Annotated in this window: 12 protein-coding genes; 1 reads left to right on the top strand and 11 read right to left on the bottom strand. The window is 42.2% G+C overall.

What is annotated here, in order from left to right; all coding sequences use genetic code 11:
- The first annotated feature begins 28 nt into the window (after window positions 1-28).
- Complete coding sequence (locus tag MZO41_RS14855; RefSeq protein WP_003644667.1) at window positions 29-880, top strand: polysaccharide deacetylase family protein; 852 nt, start codon at window positions 29-31, stop codon at window positions 878-880.
- Between the two features lie 1095 nt (window positions 881-1975).
- Here the strand turns inward: MZO41_RS14855 and MZO41_RS14850 are convergent.
- The 11 genes from MZO41_RS14850 to MZO41_RS14800 all read right to left on the bottom strand — a co-directional run bounded on the left by MZO41_RS14850 (window position 1976) and on the right by MZO41_RS14800 (window position 17683).
- Entirely contained in the window at window positions 1976-2359 is a 384-nt protein-coding gene (locus MZO41_RS14850) for a phage holin (RefSeq protein ID WP_058906854.1), read from the bottom strand.
- Window positions 2346-2642 (bottom strand): hypothetical protein, encoded by a 297-nt coding sequence (locus tag MZO41_RS14845; RefSeq protein WP_016511341.1) that lies wholly within the window; start codon window positions 2640-2642, stop codon window positions 2346-2348. The genes MZO41_RS14850 and MZO41_RS14845 overlap by 14 nt, the downstream gene beginning before the upstream one ends.
- Window positions 2643-3809, bottom strand: coding sequence for a GH25 family lysozyme (locus tag MZO41_RS14840; RefSeq protein WP_033098956.1), 1167 nt, complete (start codon window positions 3807-3809; stop codon window positions 2643-2645). It lies immediately after the preceding gene.
- Window positions 3810-3936: 127 nt separating this feature from the next.
- The gene (locus MZO41_RS14835) at window positions 3937-4371 is read right to left on the bottom strand and encodes a hypothetical protein (RefSeq protein WP_003642832.1); all 435 of its coding nucleotides are present in this window, start codon (window positions 4369-4371) and stop codon (window positions 3937-3939) included.
- 2 nt (window positions 4372-4373) lie between these two features.
- Window positions 4374-4823: a DUF1617 family protein gene (locus tag MZO41_RS14830; RefSeq protein WP_003642831.1), complete on the bottom strand. Its 450-nt coding sequence runs from the start codon at window positions 4821-4823 to the stop codon at window positions 4374-4376.
- A 6-nt stretch (window positions 4824-4829) separates the two neighbouring features.
- A complete protein-coding gene (locus MZO41_RS14825) occupies window positions 4830-10100 on the bottom strand; it encodes a gp58-like family protein (protein ID WP_058906853.1) in 5271 nt (1756 codons plus the stop codon).
- A 14-nt stretch (window positions 10101-10114) separates the two neighbouring features.
- Window positions 10115-10477, bottom strand: coding sequence for a DUF6711 family protein (locus tag MZO41_RS14820; RefSeq protein ID WP_058906852.1), 363 nt, complete (start codon window positions 10475-10477; stop codon window positions 10115-10117).
- Between the two features lie 13 nt (window positions 10478-10490).
- Entirely contained in the window at window positions 10491-16322 is a 5832-nt protein-coding gene (locus MZO41_RS14815; protein ID WP_057138638.1) for a hypothetical protein, read from the bottom strand.
- 15 nt (window positions 16323-16337) lie between these two features.
- Window positions 16338-16655: a hypothetical protein gene (locus tag MZO41_RS14810; protein WP_003642827.1), complete on the bottom strand. Its 318-nt coding sequence runs from the start codon at window positions 16653-16655 to the stop codon at window positions 16338-16340.
- A 53-nt stretch (window positions 16656-16708) separates the two neighbouring features.
- On the bottom strand, window positions 16709-17107 hold the full coding sequence (locus tag MZO41_RS14805; protein WP_003642826.1) for a DUF6096 family protein: 399 nt from the start codon (window positions 17105-17107) through the stop codon (window positions 16709-16711).
- A 99-nt stretch (window positions 17108-17206) separates the two neighbouring features.
- A complete protein-coding gene (locus MZO41_RS14800; protein ID WP_003642825.1) occupies window positions 17207-17683 on the bottom strand; it encodes a phage tail tube protein in 477 nt (158 codons plus the stop codon).

The following is a 17683-nucleotide window of genomic DNA, read 5'->3' as shown; positions in this document are numbered from 1 at the left end:
TAGTTTTTAAATCATGGGGGGATTTATCATGCACATGCGGGGTATCAACTTTGTATTAGGTCTCGGCGTCGCGCTCGGCCTGTTAGCAGGCTGTCAGGCGGCTTCACCGGCAACTAAACAAGCCAGCAGTCAATCATCTAAGACTAGCGCTAAAAGCGTTCACAGCTCGGCTAAACACCAAGCACAAGCACGGCCTTATCAACATTGGCATACCGTCAAAGATGTTCACTTGCCTATTTTGATGTATCACAGTATTTCTAGCGGGAACCAGTTACGTGTCCCCGCCAAAGAATTTCAAACTGAAATGACTTATCTAAAGGCACACGGCTACCGAACGCTGACTGCCAATGAAGCCGTATACGCGCTCAAACATCGGCGAATTCCACAAAAGAAGATTGTCTGGATCACACTCGACGATAGCTATAAAGATAACATGACAGCAGCTTGGCCAATTTTGAAACAGACGCACCAACACGCCACCATTAATTTTATTACCGGCTTTACCCATAAGAAAAACCACTTAACTTTAGCTGATGCTAAGCGGATGCAAGCATCCGGTAATATTGATTTTCAAAGTCACACCGTTCGCCATCTGGATTTAAATAATTTAACTTACCAGGTTCAACTTACGGAATTATCAAGTTCCAAAAAATGGCTCGATCATAATTTACAACAGAACACACAAGTTATTTGTTACCCAGCCGGCCGTGCTAATCAGCAGACCATTAAAGCCGATAAACAGGCTGGCTATCAGTATGCCCTATCAACGGCACCTGGCATCGCCACCAGCACACAGAACCCATACAATCTCACTCGACAACGGGTCGTACCTGGAATGTCGCTAACGGCCTTTCAGACACTATTAACGAGTAATAATTAATTCATAGGACCCTTACTTGTGACACGATCCCAAAACCCTTTTTTATGAGCGCTTAACAGTGCTGTTGTGATCACAACAGCCAAAACGCAAAATTGGGGTTTTAATTTGATACCAATTAGCAAAAGAGAAGCGTCATAATGCTGATATACCAGCATTATGACGCTTCTCTTTTTATCTACCGACGTCGACTTATCACCCGCACGGTAGTTATACCATCAAGGGTAGCACGCTATAAATGCCATTTATAAGCTGTTTCTGAAAAAGAGAGATATTTTATTTACAAATCGTGGAAGAGCACAAATTAATTTAATATTGGTCATTTTTTGATGTTTTGCTTTTTCCACTATTATATACCAACTTATTATCTTAAACACAAACAAATCCCACACCGGCCAATTAAGGTTAGTGTGGAATTTTATTGTTTTGTCTAAAATTACAACTTTTGTAGTTAAAAATCAATTTTAACTATGTTTCCGTCGTTTATGGAGTACAATATGCTAATCATTCATTGATTCCACTGGCCAGTCCTAGGCGGGTAATACATAAAAATCCCCCACGCCGAAACGCAGGGGAATTAATCAAGTTATAACTATCATCTAGAAACTACACTAGAGACAATTAATATTATACTTATTACTTGCTATTCTGTAAAGTCTTGTAGTTATCTAATTAGCTATATTGACAGCTAATAATGCTAAATCTAAACTCTCACTAACAAAATATACAGGCAAGCAACACAAAAAAATCTTCCACCCATCAAGCAGAAGATTATCCTCATCACTTCCGGCACCACTAACCGACAATCTTGGGGGGATTTGAAAGCTGTGATACTAATAACAGGACAAGGGACATAATAACACTTGTCGGTTTATATCACAATACCGAAAGTAATCTATAGAAAAATATTAATAAGTCCTTGTTATATTAATCAGGTTTAATGTATAATAACTGTGTTCTTTATTATCTTAGGAGAAACAGAACACCCATTTTATTTATTTAAACATTGGGCCAGTCTTGACTGGCTCTTTTTTATATGTTTTGTTAACAAAAAATCCCCCACGCCGAAGCATGGGGGATTAGAACAGTTCACGATTATTATACTACTTTTTCTCCTGATTGTGAGGCGGATTCTGACGTCGTTTCAGTGTTAGATGATGCAGAACTATTCACTGCAGCGACTGTGGACGTTGGTGTTTGCGCTTCGTCAGCAACTTTATTAGCCGTCGCTTCAACTTGGCTTTCCTCGTCACTTTTAACTGTTGGTACTGTCACTGTTTGAACGTCAGTAATAACGCCCAGCATACCAAGGATCGTTAATACAGTGTTGATAACAGCGACAATGGCTGACCAGTCACCAGTAAACTTAATGCCAAACATGGCAAAGATTTGTTGAATCAAAACGATCAGTAACGAAATAATCCCAGCAATCAACTTACCATTTAAACTTCCGTCGGCATTCTTAAAACTAATTTTTTTCATTTCCTTTGGCTTCCTTTTCATATAGATGTTTAAATTCAATGTCATGACCATCTAACCGGCCTTCTACCTTAATGACCCGATTTTCAATCGCGTTCATTGCGTCAGCGTTTTGCTGTCGTACTTTTAAGCTTTCATTGGTAAATCGGCTAAGCCGCTTTCCTAAATCGTTAAGTGGGATGCGGACCGTTTTATTTAAAATCCAGTTAGCTAACACACAAACACTAGTGACAATGGCAACAATGGATCCCCATTCATCCCAACCTAATCCTAATAGTGTATGCAATTACCGCACCACCAATCGCTGGCCAGGATAGATAGTGGTGTAAATCGTCTTGCCGTTCTGACTAGCTAATGTAGTCATACTTAGGCCGTTTCGCTGAGCGATTGACCACCAGCTGTCGCCGGACTTGACTGTGTAGTACATGTGAGTGGCACCACTATTTACGTATTCCAGCGTATTGCTTGCTGGGCCTGTTGCTAGATAACCATAACCATTAAATCGTGGCTGACGAGCCCAACGATAACCACCTTGAATAATAGCTTGATCAGTTCTTACCGTAGTGCCTGCTGGTAAGGTAGTGATAACACTTGATGAAGTCGAGGCGCCAATGCGTAGCTTAACCGCAGTCTTGAGCGTGTAGATTTTTGACTCCTTGACCCACTTGGCTGACGTAGACGGCTTAGAAGTGTTTTTGTTGGCTTCCTGGTTGTTGGCCTTAACCGCATCCTTATCGGTCGGTTTGACCGTTGATTTTTGACCAGCTGTGTAGTAATCAGTATAAAGCTGACTGACGTCAAAGCCACCGTAACTAATCCGAAAACGAGCTGACCCGGACCATTGCCAGGCATTATTATTCGTATACCATTTCTGACCAGACATGACATAGGGGTAACCAGCAACCCAACCTGTTTTGCCCTTGATGGTCATCTTGTTGTTAGCCCATGATCCAGACGTATAAATGTCGGCCCGATAACCAAACTTCTGAATCTCTCGCATGAAGGCGGCATTGTTGCGGTCATTGGTCGCTTGGGATAAGATTCCTTGTTCTTCAGCCGATTCTACGTCCGTTGCCAATACTGCGCCCACTGGTAGTCTGGCCACTTTGGCTGCCTGACCAGCAAAGTCAGCTTCGGCAATTGCTTGAGCCTTAGTTTTATAATGGGCAAAGTGATAGCCGTTGACGTATAAGCCAGCTGCTTGACCATTAGCGATATTGCTAGCAGCATAGCCATCTTTGAAGGTTGTGCCTTCACTAATCTTTACGGTAAGGGCCTTAACACCGAACTCGTTACGCATGGATGTGTACTCAGCGGTGCTCATGTAGCCGTTGTTATTCGACACATCGACCATGTCCATGCGAGCAGCCTGACTGGTAACATTGACCATTAAAAAGGCCATAAAAATGGCGCCCACCGTTAAGATGAGTGCCTTTAACTTGTGCTTATTCAATTGTCTACCTCCTATTTGTCATTCCTGATTGAACGGTCAAAAGCGTCCTAAAATACACTGGCCTAGTCGTTTTAACTTATTAATTTTCAATTCACCATCTCTTCAAAGTTCATCTTTCACTTAATACTTATGATGTTGGCAATTCATTCTTAAGAATGGATTGCAGCACGCTCTGCGCCTCCGACATTGTAACATCGTCTAACTTCTTATCTGAAAAATCTGATTCAGTGGCAGTAACATTCGCATTCACATATGTGCCAGTTTCAGACTGATTAAATTGAGTGGATACAGATGAAATCCTGCCAGCAGTAAAACTCCACCCACCATTAACTGCAATTAGAGAGTCAATTATTGATGGAATCTTATTCATCGCACGTTTGGATAATTCTTTTTTTGTTAGATCATCGAAAGTTTCATCTTTAGCTAAGTCTGTCGGATAAATAGTGACATTTGCCGTAATAGTTACTCGACCTTCTACTTCGCCACGAAGACCTGCAATTACAGAACTCGTATTTCCAGTTCCATCGATATTATAAGAGATGCTAGTGTTTAATAGTTCCATTTTTATTCCCCTTTTCCATATGCTTTATCAAACTGTTCAAATACTAATGCGTATACTAAAGCTGTTTGCCCTTCCAGCTCATACGGGTAATCCTCAAGTGCATTAAATAAAGCTTTCATTCGTGCAGAATATGAGCTAATTTCAATACTTACTGGTTCTTCTACTAATTGGTCAAACTCTTTTTGAGCTTCTTCCATAGTATATCCATCTTTAAGAATAAGCGTCTTTTTGTCTTCCTTATAGACAAATTCCCCATCTTCATCGGTTTTAAAAAAGTTCTTTTGCGTTGCTAATTGGTCAGCATTAAACTGCTTGTTCAGGTCCTCAAGTCGATTAATTAACCATGTCCGCCCAAGAGAAGCTCGACCTTTAAGCTTAAACTCTGCCATAGTGTTTCCAATTGATACTAGTTGCCCATTTTTGAATGTTAATACTTCTTTTCTTGCTGTCATAATTGACTATACCTCTTTCGTTTGTTTGATTTTGTTTTCCAATACAGTTATGCGATCTCGATAGTTACGAATTAATGGAATAAGAGCCAATGCTACCCGGTCATACTGAATACCATTGACCTCCCCTTTATCATCGTACTCAACAAGTTCATTCAGACCAGCATCATCCAGATCATCAGCAATCATTCCGAAATAAGTTTCTGGATCTTTAGCATTAGAATCACGAGTTTTGGCTAATACTTCTTCTTTGTCTTTCCAATGCGCAACTGGAACTTCTAGGAGTTTGTCCCCCATTTCAGTTTCAAACGATCGAACGATGTCTGTTTTGTATTTAGCGGCGGAGGTTGACGGAACTAATGCACCGTCTGGTGCCAGATATGCGTTTGCACCATGAGATGTTGTATGGGTACTCTTTAGATAAATATAACTAGCCTGCATACTAATGTTAGAACCATGCAAACCGGTGCCTGCGTGACCAGGATCACCAACTCTTATATACGGTGATAGTCTTATGCCATCAGTGAATACGCGACCACCAGATATAAGCACACCCCGTTCGGCGCCACCAATCTTAGTTACTTGCCATCCTGAGGTCGAGTGTCCTCCAGAAATACCTGCGAACTTTTCTTCTCCCATTGGCGAAGTAAAGATATTTCCATCGTTAGCTCCGTTAGTGACCACAAAATAGTCACGTCCCCAGAAAGTTGCACCACCCCAAGATGCTCCCGCCTGAGCATTACTGATACGAACATACGGCGTAGATTGACTTGAGAATAATGTCGGCTGGATCATTTGGATTTCCCCACCAGATATAAACACACGATTATCCCTGTCAGCGACTGAGATATACTTGTTATTGATGTTGATATCAATCGCATTATCAGATGAATGGATACGTCCTGCCTGGAACTCAACATTACCCGTGTTCAGATTAATCGATAAGTTACTACCTTTAATCGTACCGGTTGTTATGTTGTTCGCATTCAAATTGATTACATTGATATGCGCAGCATTAATAGTACCTGCAGTGATTTTATCGGCACTTAGGTTCTCAATCATGGAATTCTTAATTACTGCATCATCAATATAGGTAGTAGCCGTAATATGCAGCTTGTTACCGTATATCTGGATTCCTTCAGTCGAGATATTAATTGCGTTAATAACCCCGGCCTTTTCAACACGAAGATTGATCCGGTCATTAGTTTGATTGATAGCAGAATATGCATGCTGAAGGTCTTCGCCAGTTGTAACATCAGGAACATAGGTAGCAGCAGTGGTTCCTTGGTTGAGCATTGGGCATATCATAGCAACATGGCCACCACCATGAACTTGGAATGCAAGGCAAACTGTTTCAGTTCCAGCCGGAGGAACAGCATTTTCAACTTTAATTAGTTCCATTCCACGGCTGGTTTTATACGTTTCCTTAAGCCCAATACGATTACCCTTAGTGTCGTAAAATTCAATAGTAATTACCGCAGCGAGGCCAACGGTATCGATATTCACATAAGCACTAGCCGACCAAGGAGTCGAGATATCTTGTCCAATAACAATTCTTCTAGAGTGCAAAGCATACCAGACACTATTGTCAGTCGTCGTTGGTTGATTGAAGCAAATACCTTGATACCCATTAACCCATGACCAAGCAAAATCTGATTTGTACCACATATCAGTAGTCGCACCAGTTGTAGTCCAAGATGGTCCGCTTAGATAGTCGTATTGGAACTGTGAGTTAGTCACAATATTTCTTGAACCAAAGGTATTGACCTGCCCTACAACAGAAGTTATCTGGTTACTTAATTGATCTACCTTGGACTGATAGGTACTGCCATCAACTTTTCCACTAACAGTCGTTTGGATGCTGTTAATAGTTTGAGAGATACTTGAAACTGCATCAACTGTTGCGTTGTCCAATGGATTGGTGGAATAGTCCGTAGCATTTGAACCTAGCTCTAATTTCATATTGGAGAATGTAATAGTAGCTGTCGAAGGCACATTATCTAAGCGGAGATAAGCACCTTGCTGTGAATAGCCATCTAACTTGATTGTTGCTACATAATGCTTCTTTGTGGTACCAACGGCCGCATTATTAAGGTAGCCCATCCAAGTCCCACCGTCTCCGCTAGCACTATTTTGGATTGTAAAGTTCGCAGAAGCCGTAGAAATGGCATCAAAACTTAGAGTTACTGTCGTTCCTTTTTCGAGTCTTCTGCTTAGTGCGTACATTAGTGTCGCCTGGTTAACCCCACCATTACCCGTCATAATGAATGGGTTATAGGTTTTCAATAACAGGTTAGTTCCCACAGCACTATCTATCACCTGTTGCTGAACAGTCAACAAAGTGCTATTAAATGCTGTAGCACTCGCTTGCAATTGACTAATATCATGCTTATTAGTGTTATTGTCGGTGCTCAGAGAATCAAAGCTAGCAGACAAAGACTTAGTGGATGCCTGGAGCGTACCAATATCGGTAGTGTGCTTACCGATAGTGTTATTGACTGTCGTAAATTGAGCTTTAAACCCATTTGAATCAGCTTGGAGGTTATTGATACTGGTTGTATGGCCATCAACCGTACTCTTGACACTGGATATCGTGCCATTAATCCCATTAGCACTAATATTAATCTGATTTTGCGCCCAAGTTTCAGTAGCGTAACCGTTAAGGTCTTTCTTCTCAATCTTCTTGGAAATATCAGCTTTCATACCGTCAACAGTTTGAGAAAGCTTGGATAAAGCAGTAACTGTAGCATTATCAGCTGGATTAGGGCACCAATCAGTAGATAGACTGCCTTTTTCTACCTTGATTCCGGCAATCTGCAGAGTGTTGGTATTTCCATTAGTTCGTTCAATCCGAGGACGTAAATAACCATCACTAGTGACAACTGTTGTTCCTGAAACTCTCTGCCATGAATCTGTTATAGTTACTGTGTTATGGCCTATATCTGTTGCAGCAGAGCTATAACTACCTTCAGTTGGATTGTTGAGTGGCCAGTAGATGCTGCTTGTTCCAGTACCACTTATATATTTTGCATATACACTATAAGTTAAAACATCACCTTTTTTAACTTGGATATATTGGCTTACCCCATTCCAATCTTCTGTTGTCTGCATTACAGCTAGTCCATTATAGGTATCCGTGATTTTTGTCCACAAACTGGCTGCGTACCATGATGCTGGGTTGTCAAAATTCTTGGTATCGGTATACAAGTTTGTCCCCACAGCACTGTTTTGAACCTGTGTTTGAACCGTCGTCATCGTGCTATTCAGTTCTGTGGCAGTCTGCTGAAGTTGACTAATGTTGTTCTTATTAGTTGTATTATCCGTTGTTAACGTATTGAATCCGGTAGTCAGTTCTTTTGACGTGGCTTGCAAGGTACCAATGTCAGTAGTCTGCTTACCGAGAGTATTGTTAACTGTTGTAAACTGACTCTTAAAAGAACTTGAGTCAGCCTTGAGGTCATTGATACTGGTTGTCTGAGCATCGACAGTACTCTTGATACTGGACATGGTTCCGTTAATTCCATCAGCAGTCATTTTAATCTGATTTTGAGTCCAGGTCTGGGTGGCATATCCGTTGAGATCAGTCTTAGTCAGTTTGGCAGCTAGGCCATTCTGTAACTCAGCAATGGTCATAGTTGAACCATCAGTTAAAGTTTTATAACTCTGACTAACTGCTCCAGCAATTTGCTTAGCATCTTTAGAGTCAGCGGCAGCAGAAGAAGCCTGTTTAACTGCAGCACTAGCGTCACTTTGGGCACCAAGTGCACTAGCTAAGGCACTATCTGCCTTTTGGTCAACTTTTCCGAATTCCGAGGCTGTAGAGTTTGCTGTGGCAACTGCAGCACTAGCGTCACTTTGAGCACTTACAGCTTTGTCTAGTGCTTGATTAGCTAATGCATTTGTATCATCGTACTTGGCCGCAAGCTGGTCAGCTTTATCACTGGCCGCTTTAGCTGCATCTGTACTAGCCTTAGCTTCCAGTTCCACTTGGTCAACTTTTGCTTTCACTTCTTCCCCAGTAGCGTCCGACACAGTAAGTACCCATTTACCAGTTCCATCTGCCTGACGCTCGTAAGTCCACAATTCAACTTTATTACCGTTCTGCTTGTACCAGATATCGTTAAATTTAGCTCCGTATGGCGGTTCAGTTGTATCTGTACCATAGATATAGTTACCCGAAGCACCTTGCCGTCCACCTAAGTCAGCAACATATTGTGATAGCTCGCCTCGCCAAGCATAGCTACTACTAGAGGTTGAGGTCTGATCTGCTTTAGAAACAGCAGACAAACTGCCATCAAACGTCATAGTATAACCATTATTAGGCACGTTGAACTTGTTTCCTTTAGTATCCTGTAGTGTTAGCCAATCGCCAGCTTCTATTGCAGGATTGCCAAACCAATTCAAACTGAAAGGGTAGAAGGTCAAGCTTTGTAACTGTTGCCATATTGATGCTAAACGATCCATTGTCATCAAATTGTTGGTGAGTTTAATCTGTGATCCTGACGTTGCCCCTACTTGAAGCGTGTTTGTAGTTTCGGTACTCTGACCTGTTGAATCCGTAGTAGTCGTTGTGACCTCACACTGAATACCGCCAATTTTGTATGGTGCTTCATTTTTTGTTAAGCCACCTTGTTCATATTGGCTCGGATCTAATGTATAATCTGGCTCTGTAATCGTGCGAATTGTTAATTTGCCGTCCCTATCAAACGTTGCAAATCCAGCATAAAATTGAGCAATCATGCCAATTGCATTTCGATACGTTTGACCGGTAATAGCACTCGGTAAGTTAACTTGTACAGGCAAACGACTAATGTCAGTTGTATTGAGTAACACGCCAGCCAAATTTGCAATTTCTGCAATCACACTGGTCATTTTAGCAGGGTAAGTTAACTTAGAAGTGTAGGTACCCTCCAGTAGACACATCTGGTCATATGCCTTAATTGTTGTCTCATCGTTGTTTCGGTCCATTTGAATGTCATCTGATACGATAAAAAGACCAAGCGAGCTATACTCATAGCCATTAGATGTTTTTATACCAATCTTAGGCCATACCGTCATGCCGGGTTTAAGTCCTTCAATTAAGTGCGAAAACTTAATTGTCACGCTGTTTTCATAATTCGAGCCAATACCAAACGTATCTCCAGTATAGCCACCTGCGTCATATGAAATGGATGCAATATCTGTCGTTTTATAGTCAATCTTGTTAATTGTGACAACTGCATCCAACGTCCGTTCAGTTGCCTTCCATGCAGCGAGGGCTAAATCAGATTGCTTAATCATTAATTTTCACCCGCCTACTGTTCAATGAAATCCATTGAAACATTCTGCCAAATATAATCTGATGTCACTGGATTAAGTGTATAAATCGGTGCAGTCCGATCACCAACATAAAATGTCTTGATCACTACTGCACCTTCTTGTGGGTCTAAATAACTGCAAGAAAAAAACTGTCCAGAGACAGCTTTTAGTATTGTGCTATTCTCGGCCAGTGTTAGCGGCCCCCATTTTACTGTTAACTTGCGTTTGATTGCGACACGGTCTCGATGCAAAAGTCCATTCGCGTCACGCGATGCTTTGGCATCGATATCTTGAATTGCAACTTCTAGGGACTGTGGTGCTTTAACCACTGTCCCACCAATCTTCAGTGAATATGTCAATCGTAATCATCTCCTATAGTCTCAACATGTTTTTACCATTCTTCTGATTTACCGCGTTAATGCCTTTAATAGCAGCATTACCGAACTTCTCATCACCAACTTGCAACGTCAAGTTCACATTGATCGGTTGATTGTTCATGCTGCCGCCAACGTTTGTCATTTGTAAGCCCTGTACAATCGCGTTAACGATGCTTGTTCCAAGCTCGTTAATGCCACCACTATTCATACTCTGTGTACTTGTATTACTTGGCTGACTAGCCAGACTGCTCATATCCATCGACTGAGTTAAAGCTGCGGGCATTTGTAATCCATCACTGAACGTTTGTCCCATGAAGCTTAGTGCCTGCTTAATCAATTGCATTGACCGTGGAATGTTAGTTAAAGGTAAAACCATTTCCGGCTTATTCTGTTCAGCCACTTCGATCATTTGATGAGTATCAACAAGACCACCGTTAGCAAAACGGCGGTGCCCAATCGGTCCACTGTGCAACCAATCAAATTTAGGCGTGCCCCAAATGACTGTATGACCGGCAGCATTGTAATAGTCTGAGTTATTCAGATAAGCCAATACTTGGTCAAATGATGATCTGAAATTATGATGTCCAGGAAAAGCAAATGCATCAAAGGTTGACTTGACATACTGTAGTGGTCCACCTGCAGGATTACCAGCTAGCGAGTTCACATCAGTAATTGTCTGCATAATATTTCGATTCCCGGTCTCTGACTTAGCCACTTCAATGATATCGTGTTGCATCTTTGACCACCGCGATTTAGGAACTTTAGTCATCTCGAGTGCGCGACTAATCATTGAATGAGTGATTGCACCACCATTTGGTCCTTCGCTCTCGCCGTATTCTTTGAGAATCTTACCGACCCAACTTTTAGCACTATCAACACTAAAATCCACCATACTTTTAGCAACATCTAGCGGATAGCCACCTAAGCCGGTAAATTTAACAAACTTGTTCATAGCAGCTTTCAATACTTTTTCAGGGTGCGTGACATCGTCCCAGATATCACTTGCCGTATCTTTCACACCATCGGCAAAACTGCCTACACTGTCCCCTATACCACTGAACAAATCACCAAAATTCGGCATGCTAAAGTTGAAACTTGGCAAATTGAAGTTACCAATACTTGAAAAGTCAAAATCAAAGTCTCCAATACCACCGGCATAGTGTGGCACCATTGCTGTTACTTTACGAGCCGTTTGTGCCGCATTGAGAATTTGAGTACCTCTCGGAAGATTGACCATCATATTGCGAACGGCTGGGAAAAGACCTGTTCGTCCATTTGGTAACTTGTATGCTTCACGATACTTATCACCAACCTGATCATTAACGATTGCTGGACCACCTTTATGGCGACCACCAGTTGCAAATGAAGGAACACTCCAGTGGCTCAATGACTTTGCTTTGCTGGAGGCACCTACGTGATTGAGAATCCATTTAATGCCATCGATAACGCCATTAACGGCTTTTCCAATCGTACCAATAATTGCATTAGCAACATCCGCAGAACCCTTTTTTACAGACTTCCAACCAGATGAAAGACCGCCACCAATTTTACCGCCTAAACCACCGGCCCATTTTGCAATTGTTTTACCCGTGCCAGTTCTAAACGAGGCAACCCAATTACCTAACTGAGTACCGGCTCTTAACGCAGCCGTCCTAGAACTCCCCATTCCAGAACTAGTCTTCGAGCCTAAACTTCCAGCCCAACTAGAGACAGTCTTACTTGCGCCAGTTCTAAAGTTATTAACCCATGAACCTAACTTACTACCCGCATTCTTGGCTAATCGTTTGCCATCTTCGACTTTAGTATTAACATTACTACCGATATTTGATGCCCATTTTCGAATACCGACGATTGCACCTTTAGATTTGCTCGTAAACTCAGACGTCCAGTTACCAATCTTTTTACCCGCTTCTTGAGCGGCCTTTTTACCATCAGAAACTTTCTTATGAACACCGCTGCCAATATTCGACGCCCAAGTATTAACGGTTCTTTTAGCGCCGCCAACAAAGCCAGTAGTCCAATTACCAATGTTCTTTCCTGCTTGTTGAAAATCCTTCTTGGCATTTGTTATATGAGTTCCAACTTTTTTACCAACACTCTTAGCCCAATCGGAGGCTTTACCCGGTAATTTCGATGCCCATTTAAGAATATTCTTACCTGTTTTTGTATCTTTAAGGAACCAGGAAGCAATCGTGCCAACCGGATTAATAATAAAACCAATTATTTTAGTCCAATTTTTAGAAATCCAATCGATTGAATCACCAAACCATTTGGTTATATTCTTCCAAACAGAATTACAAAAATCTCTAAATTTCTTATTATGTTTGTATAGCGCGACGAATCCAGCAACTAATGCAGCGATAGCCAATACCACTAATGCTACTGGATTCGCGTCCATAACTACATTCAATGCAGCTTGACCAACAGCAGCCAGTTTAGACCACACAGACCAACTCTTGAGCGCCTTCCAACCATCTGCTAATGCAGTAGCATAATCTGACCACTTCATTTTTGCAAGCGACCATAATGTCTTCACGTTGCCAACAGCTTCTTCTAGCTTATCAATTCCAGTAATCCCTTTAAAAAAGTCTCTGAGAACATGCCCTTTACCACCAATAGTAGCCGCTTTGTCAGCTAATTTTCCAAGTAGTCCTATTCCATTACTTAGCCCCGTCATTGTTACTTTAAATGCAAACATAGTTACTAAGACTTTCGCCATTGCTTCAACGGCCGTATGGTGTTTATCTACCCAACTGGAAATCCCACCTAATGCATCTGCTAACTTCTTAAGCATGCCAACGATAACTCCACCAGTCCACTTTGCTAATGGCTCAAGGAACGAATCCCATATCCATTTAAAGGCTGGCTGTGAAGCTTGAATAATGCGGTGAAGCAACTTAAGCGCCGCAGCTAATGCATCGAAGAAAGTTGGGATTAAATTAGTAATCGTGTATTTGGCCAATGGTAACAGGATATTTTGATATCCCCAATCCAGGCCGTCCCATACATCTTTGACTACTGGTCTAATCGCTTTTAGCAATCCATCAATCGATTGTAGTAAGGGTGTGAAATTAAGCTTAGAAGCCCACTTAACGGTTGCTCCTGTCATGTCGTTTAACGCACCCAAAATGTCATTAACCATACCGAGCAGCGTTTTAAAAATAGATGTACCAACGCCGCCATGTTGCCAAGCCTTGTCAAATTGGCCGCCAAGTGCACTAACAGTATTAAAGATGTTTGTGAATATCTTGTAGAGATTTGATGCAATTTTCTCACCCGCACCACTATTCCAAGCATTACGAAATGCTACTGCAATATTATTAAGCACTTTTACTACAGCGTTCAATGCATTTAAAATTGATTGAATAAGCTTGGTACCAGTGTTGCCATGATTCCATGCATTATCAAACGCCTTAGCGATATCACCAATCAGCCCGACTAAATTTGTCACCAACGTAATGAGATTGGCAAAAATCCGTTCGCCCAGATTGCCGCCATTCCATGCACTACGGAATGAAGTGGCAATATCGTGGATCAGTTTCAATACATTATTCAGCGAATTGAAAATAGTTTGGACTAGCTTAGTACCACGACCGCCGCCACCTTCCCATGCTTGTGAGAACGCTTTGGCAATATCACCAATAATGTTAAGCATGTCTGCTAACAGCTGTAAGATAGCTTCTACTGTCTTCTGACCAGTACCGTTGTCCCATACATGCATAAACGATCGTCCAACATCGCTGAGCGCTCGTTCAACCTCTTTCCAAGCATACTTAGCAGCATCCACTACTGAGTTACCCTTGGCGTCCCAAGCTGCCTTCATTGGGTCGAACAGCTCACCTAAAATTTTTTGCAGTTTTTTAGCTGCATCAGTTGCGCTGTTGAATGGCTGACCTAATGGTACGCCGAAATTGACACCATCATCACCAGCTCCAGCATCAGTACCATCCGTCGATTGCAGTGGCGTACTTTCCGGTGCGTTTTGTGTTGGCGTTGAATCTGGTGCCGTTTGTGTTTCCTGCGGAGTAAAAGTCTCCTTTGGCTTTTTATCATAAGAGTAGTCTTCATCATCATTGCTCTTATCAAGAACATTCAGTTCATCAAAGCCCATCAAAGATTGCATGAGCTCTTTATTCTTTTTCTTGGTTGCTTCCATTGAGGCCTGGGACCGTTTATTTGCAGCCTCAATTGCTGCATTAGCAGCACGAACTTTGGCTGCACCTTGCTTATTAGACTCCGCAATTTGTCGATTTGCTTCACGAACTGAGGCTGCTTGAGCTTGATTTTGAGCGCGTATTTGTGCATTAGCCTCACGAACCGACTTTGCCTGGGCAGCGTTTTGTTTTCGAATCTCTTCGTTAGCCTTCTTAACAGAAGCAGAAGCTTTACTAGAAGCTGAGGCCGTGTCATTCAGTGCCTTAGACTGCTCATAAAGGCCCTGCGCACCTTGTCGAGCTTTGGAGTAACTCATACCCGTTAGTGCTGACGTGAACTGTGCCAACCATGATGTGGCTTTAGATAATGATGACATTAACGCATTCACGGCCGGAAGAACAAAGTTATAAATCGGATAGAATGCTGTCAGTAAATTGACCTTGATTTGATTCAGACTACTTGCAAACTGCGCGTTCGTCTTAAATGCTGTCATCATCCCAGTAGCAAGTTGCGTCAAGCCTTGGTACAGCAACCCAAATACGATTAATTGTGATGGGAGGTACTTCAACTGCTGGGCAATGCCGCCCAGGGCCCCACTGGTCCGTCTAGCACTAGAAGAGGCTTTGTTCATTGAAGAACTACTACTATTTCCAAAATTGCGTATCCGACTTGTTGCACTTTGAATACCGTTGCTAATGCGACTGAACCAATTAGAAGGCCCCTTACCGGAACCTGATCCTTTATTCATTGCGCTACTTGCCGCACTGCCGAAACGATTATACGAACCTGCCGCTCGTGTAGCAGCCGTCCCGGATTCACCCATCTCAGTATTGAGCTTACCAATTACAGATTTAAGTTCGTCACCACGATCAGAAACATAAGCATAGCTCTTGTTCAGACTATCATTGGAATTAATGAGCTTGTTCATCTTATCGCGTGTGCTCATGATGCTCTTTTCAAGTGCCGTGCTTTGCTTGGTCAGCCGGTCGCTGGCACCCATCGTCTTCATAGAATCCTGAACATCACGATAGGAGCCCTGCAACGCCTTCAACTGACGCCGATAGGTTTCAATTTTAACTTCGTTTTGATCCATAGCTTTAGAAATCTGCCGCAGTGAGTCCGGCACCGCTTTAAATTCTTGTCGCATTGATTGGGCTAGAGCTTTAGCTTGGTTTTGATAACGCGTCATCTGAGCTTGAGCGGACGCAACCTGATTATCAATTTTAATTCCTTGCGTCCCATTCTGTTGAGCGGTATTCAAGGACGTTTTTTGATTCATTAAGTCACGCATCTTGGCTTGAGCAGCTCGGGCCTGATCCATCTTTGCATTGATATCACTCAGCATGGCCTGTAAGTCCTGTTTTACCTTAACCCGGCTACCGGTAAACATCTTGCCAGCATTCTGGTTGACCTTGCTAGCCCCGGTAGATGTCGAGCTACTCATTCGTTCGAATGCAGTTTTGATAGTCTCGTTCAAACCGGACAACTGGTCTTGCAACTTTTGAACACCTTTAGAAACATCCATCGACTGCTCGGTCTTGTCCATACCGGACTTCGCACTATCAGCGGTCTTCCCCATCAATTTATCAATCATCGGTTGAACCTTGGCAAATTGTTGTTCCATTTGTTCAGTGTTCACTTTGAATAGCAGTTCAATTTCTTCAAGTTCCACGTTGTTTCCCCCTTCCTATGTAGTTTTTTTGAATTTTCGGGCTGTCTTAATCTTTTGCGATTGCTGCATTAGAAGCAACTGGTCCCGTTTCCATTCAGGAACAGAATCCGACGATGTACTAGTCGCTGTTTTGATAAATGGATAAGCCTCTTCAACCGATGGCATTTTGCTAGGGTCGTTCAAAGCAAATGCCATCATCTCAGCTTGCTTGTGATCCATTACCGCTCTCATTCGCATATCATCTATACGGTTACGATTATTTGCGATTACTTGAACCATGAGTTCACCAAAATCAAGTTCCCAAAAGTGGTCAGAATCAATCCCAGATTGCACGGCCAATGGGTAAATAGCACTTAGCAACTCAGAAACAGTCTGGTAATTATTGCTTAAAGTGTCGTCTCGGTCGTTGGTTCGTTGTCCAGAGTGACTTCCGATTCCGTATTCGTCTTCGAAGCCGAAGCTGTCTTGCCGAAAAAACCAGATTCCTGGAATAAGTCTGTTAGCACTGTAAATAAATCCATTGGGGCATGACCTTCATCAAAATATTTTTCAAAGGCAGCAAAAATGTCGTTATCAGTAACGCCGTGAGTTTGGTTCGAACCTTGCAATACGATAAGCATTTCATTCAATGGTGGCAATTTCATTCCGCCATCCGCACTCATAAAGAGCGACATCATAGATTTACCCAAGCGTTTTTCAATATTCAAAATATCACGGCCTGTTAACTTTAATTCAAGTTGTAATCCACCCATTTCAAACTTCTTAGTTGCTTTCTTTACTGTCATAACGTAGTTCCTCCATTTTTATTATTCGTCTCATATCAGCCTGCTGGCCTACTCGTCTCTTACTCAAGTTAATTATTATCTGGATAAAATGTGACGGTTCTAAGCTCCGGCGCTACTACTGGCCGTTGCAAAGTCCGGTCCGTCCGATACGATAATCGAAATCGTGTATTCAAGTGCTCCGTTGACAGCAACGTTACCCATTTTGACGGTATATGAGCCAGTGAAAGAAGCTGTCATCCCATCAGGATAAGTGACCTTCCATTTATATTGCTTATTGTCACCATTGTGCGTTAAAGCCGTTGCAAAGTTGCTGCCCTTGTACACAAAGGTAAAAGCTAACGTTGATGTATTTTCAATCCCAGGAACTGACTTCTTTTTCGTATCTGATAAATCAGTCACATCAATATTTTCTGGGTCTGAACCCATGTCAGGAACGGTCTTAATACCGCCAATTTCATCAAACTTAGTGCCATCCACTGACATTTCAAGCTTGGTCCCTGTTCCGGCAAGCCCGGCACTAGCGTCTGCAGCAAATCGTTGTAAATCAAATACTGTTAAATTCTTTTTCAATTTCAA

This window comes from Lactiplantibacillus sp. C232 (assembly GCF_023806725.1).
Taxonomy (GTDB): Bacteria; Bacillota; Bacilli; order Lactobacillales; family Lactobacillaceae; genus Lactiplantibacillus; species Lactiplantibacillus plantarum.
This window is presented reverse-complemented; position numbering and strand designations above follow the sequence as displayed.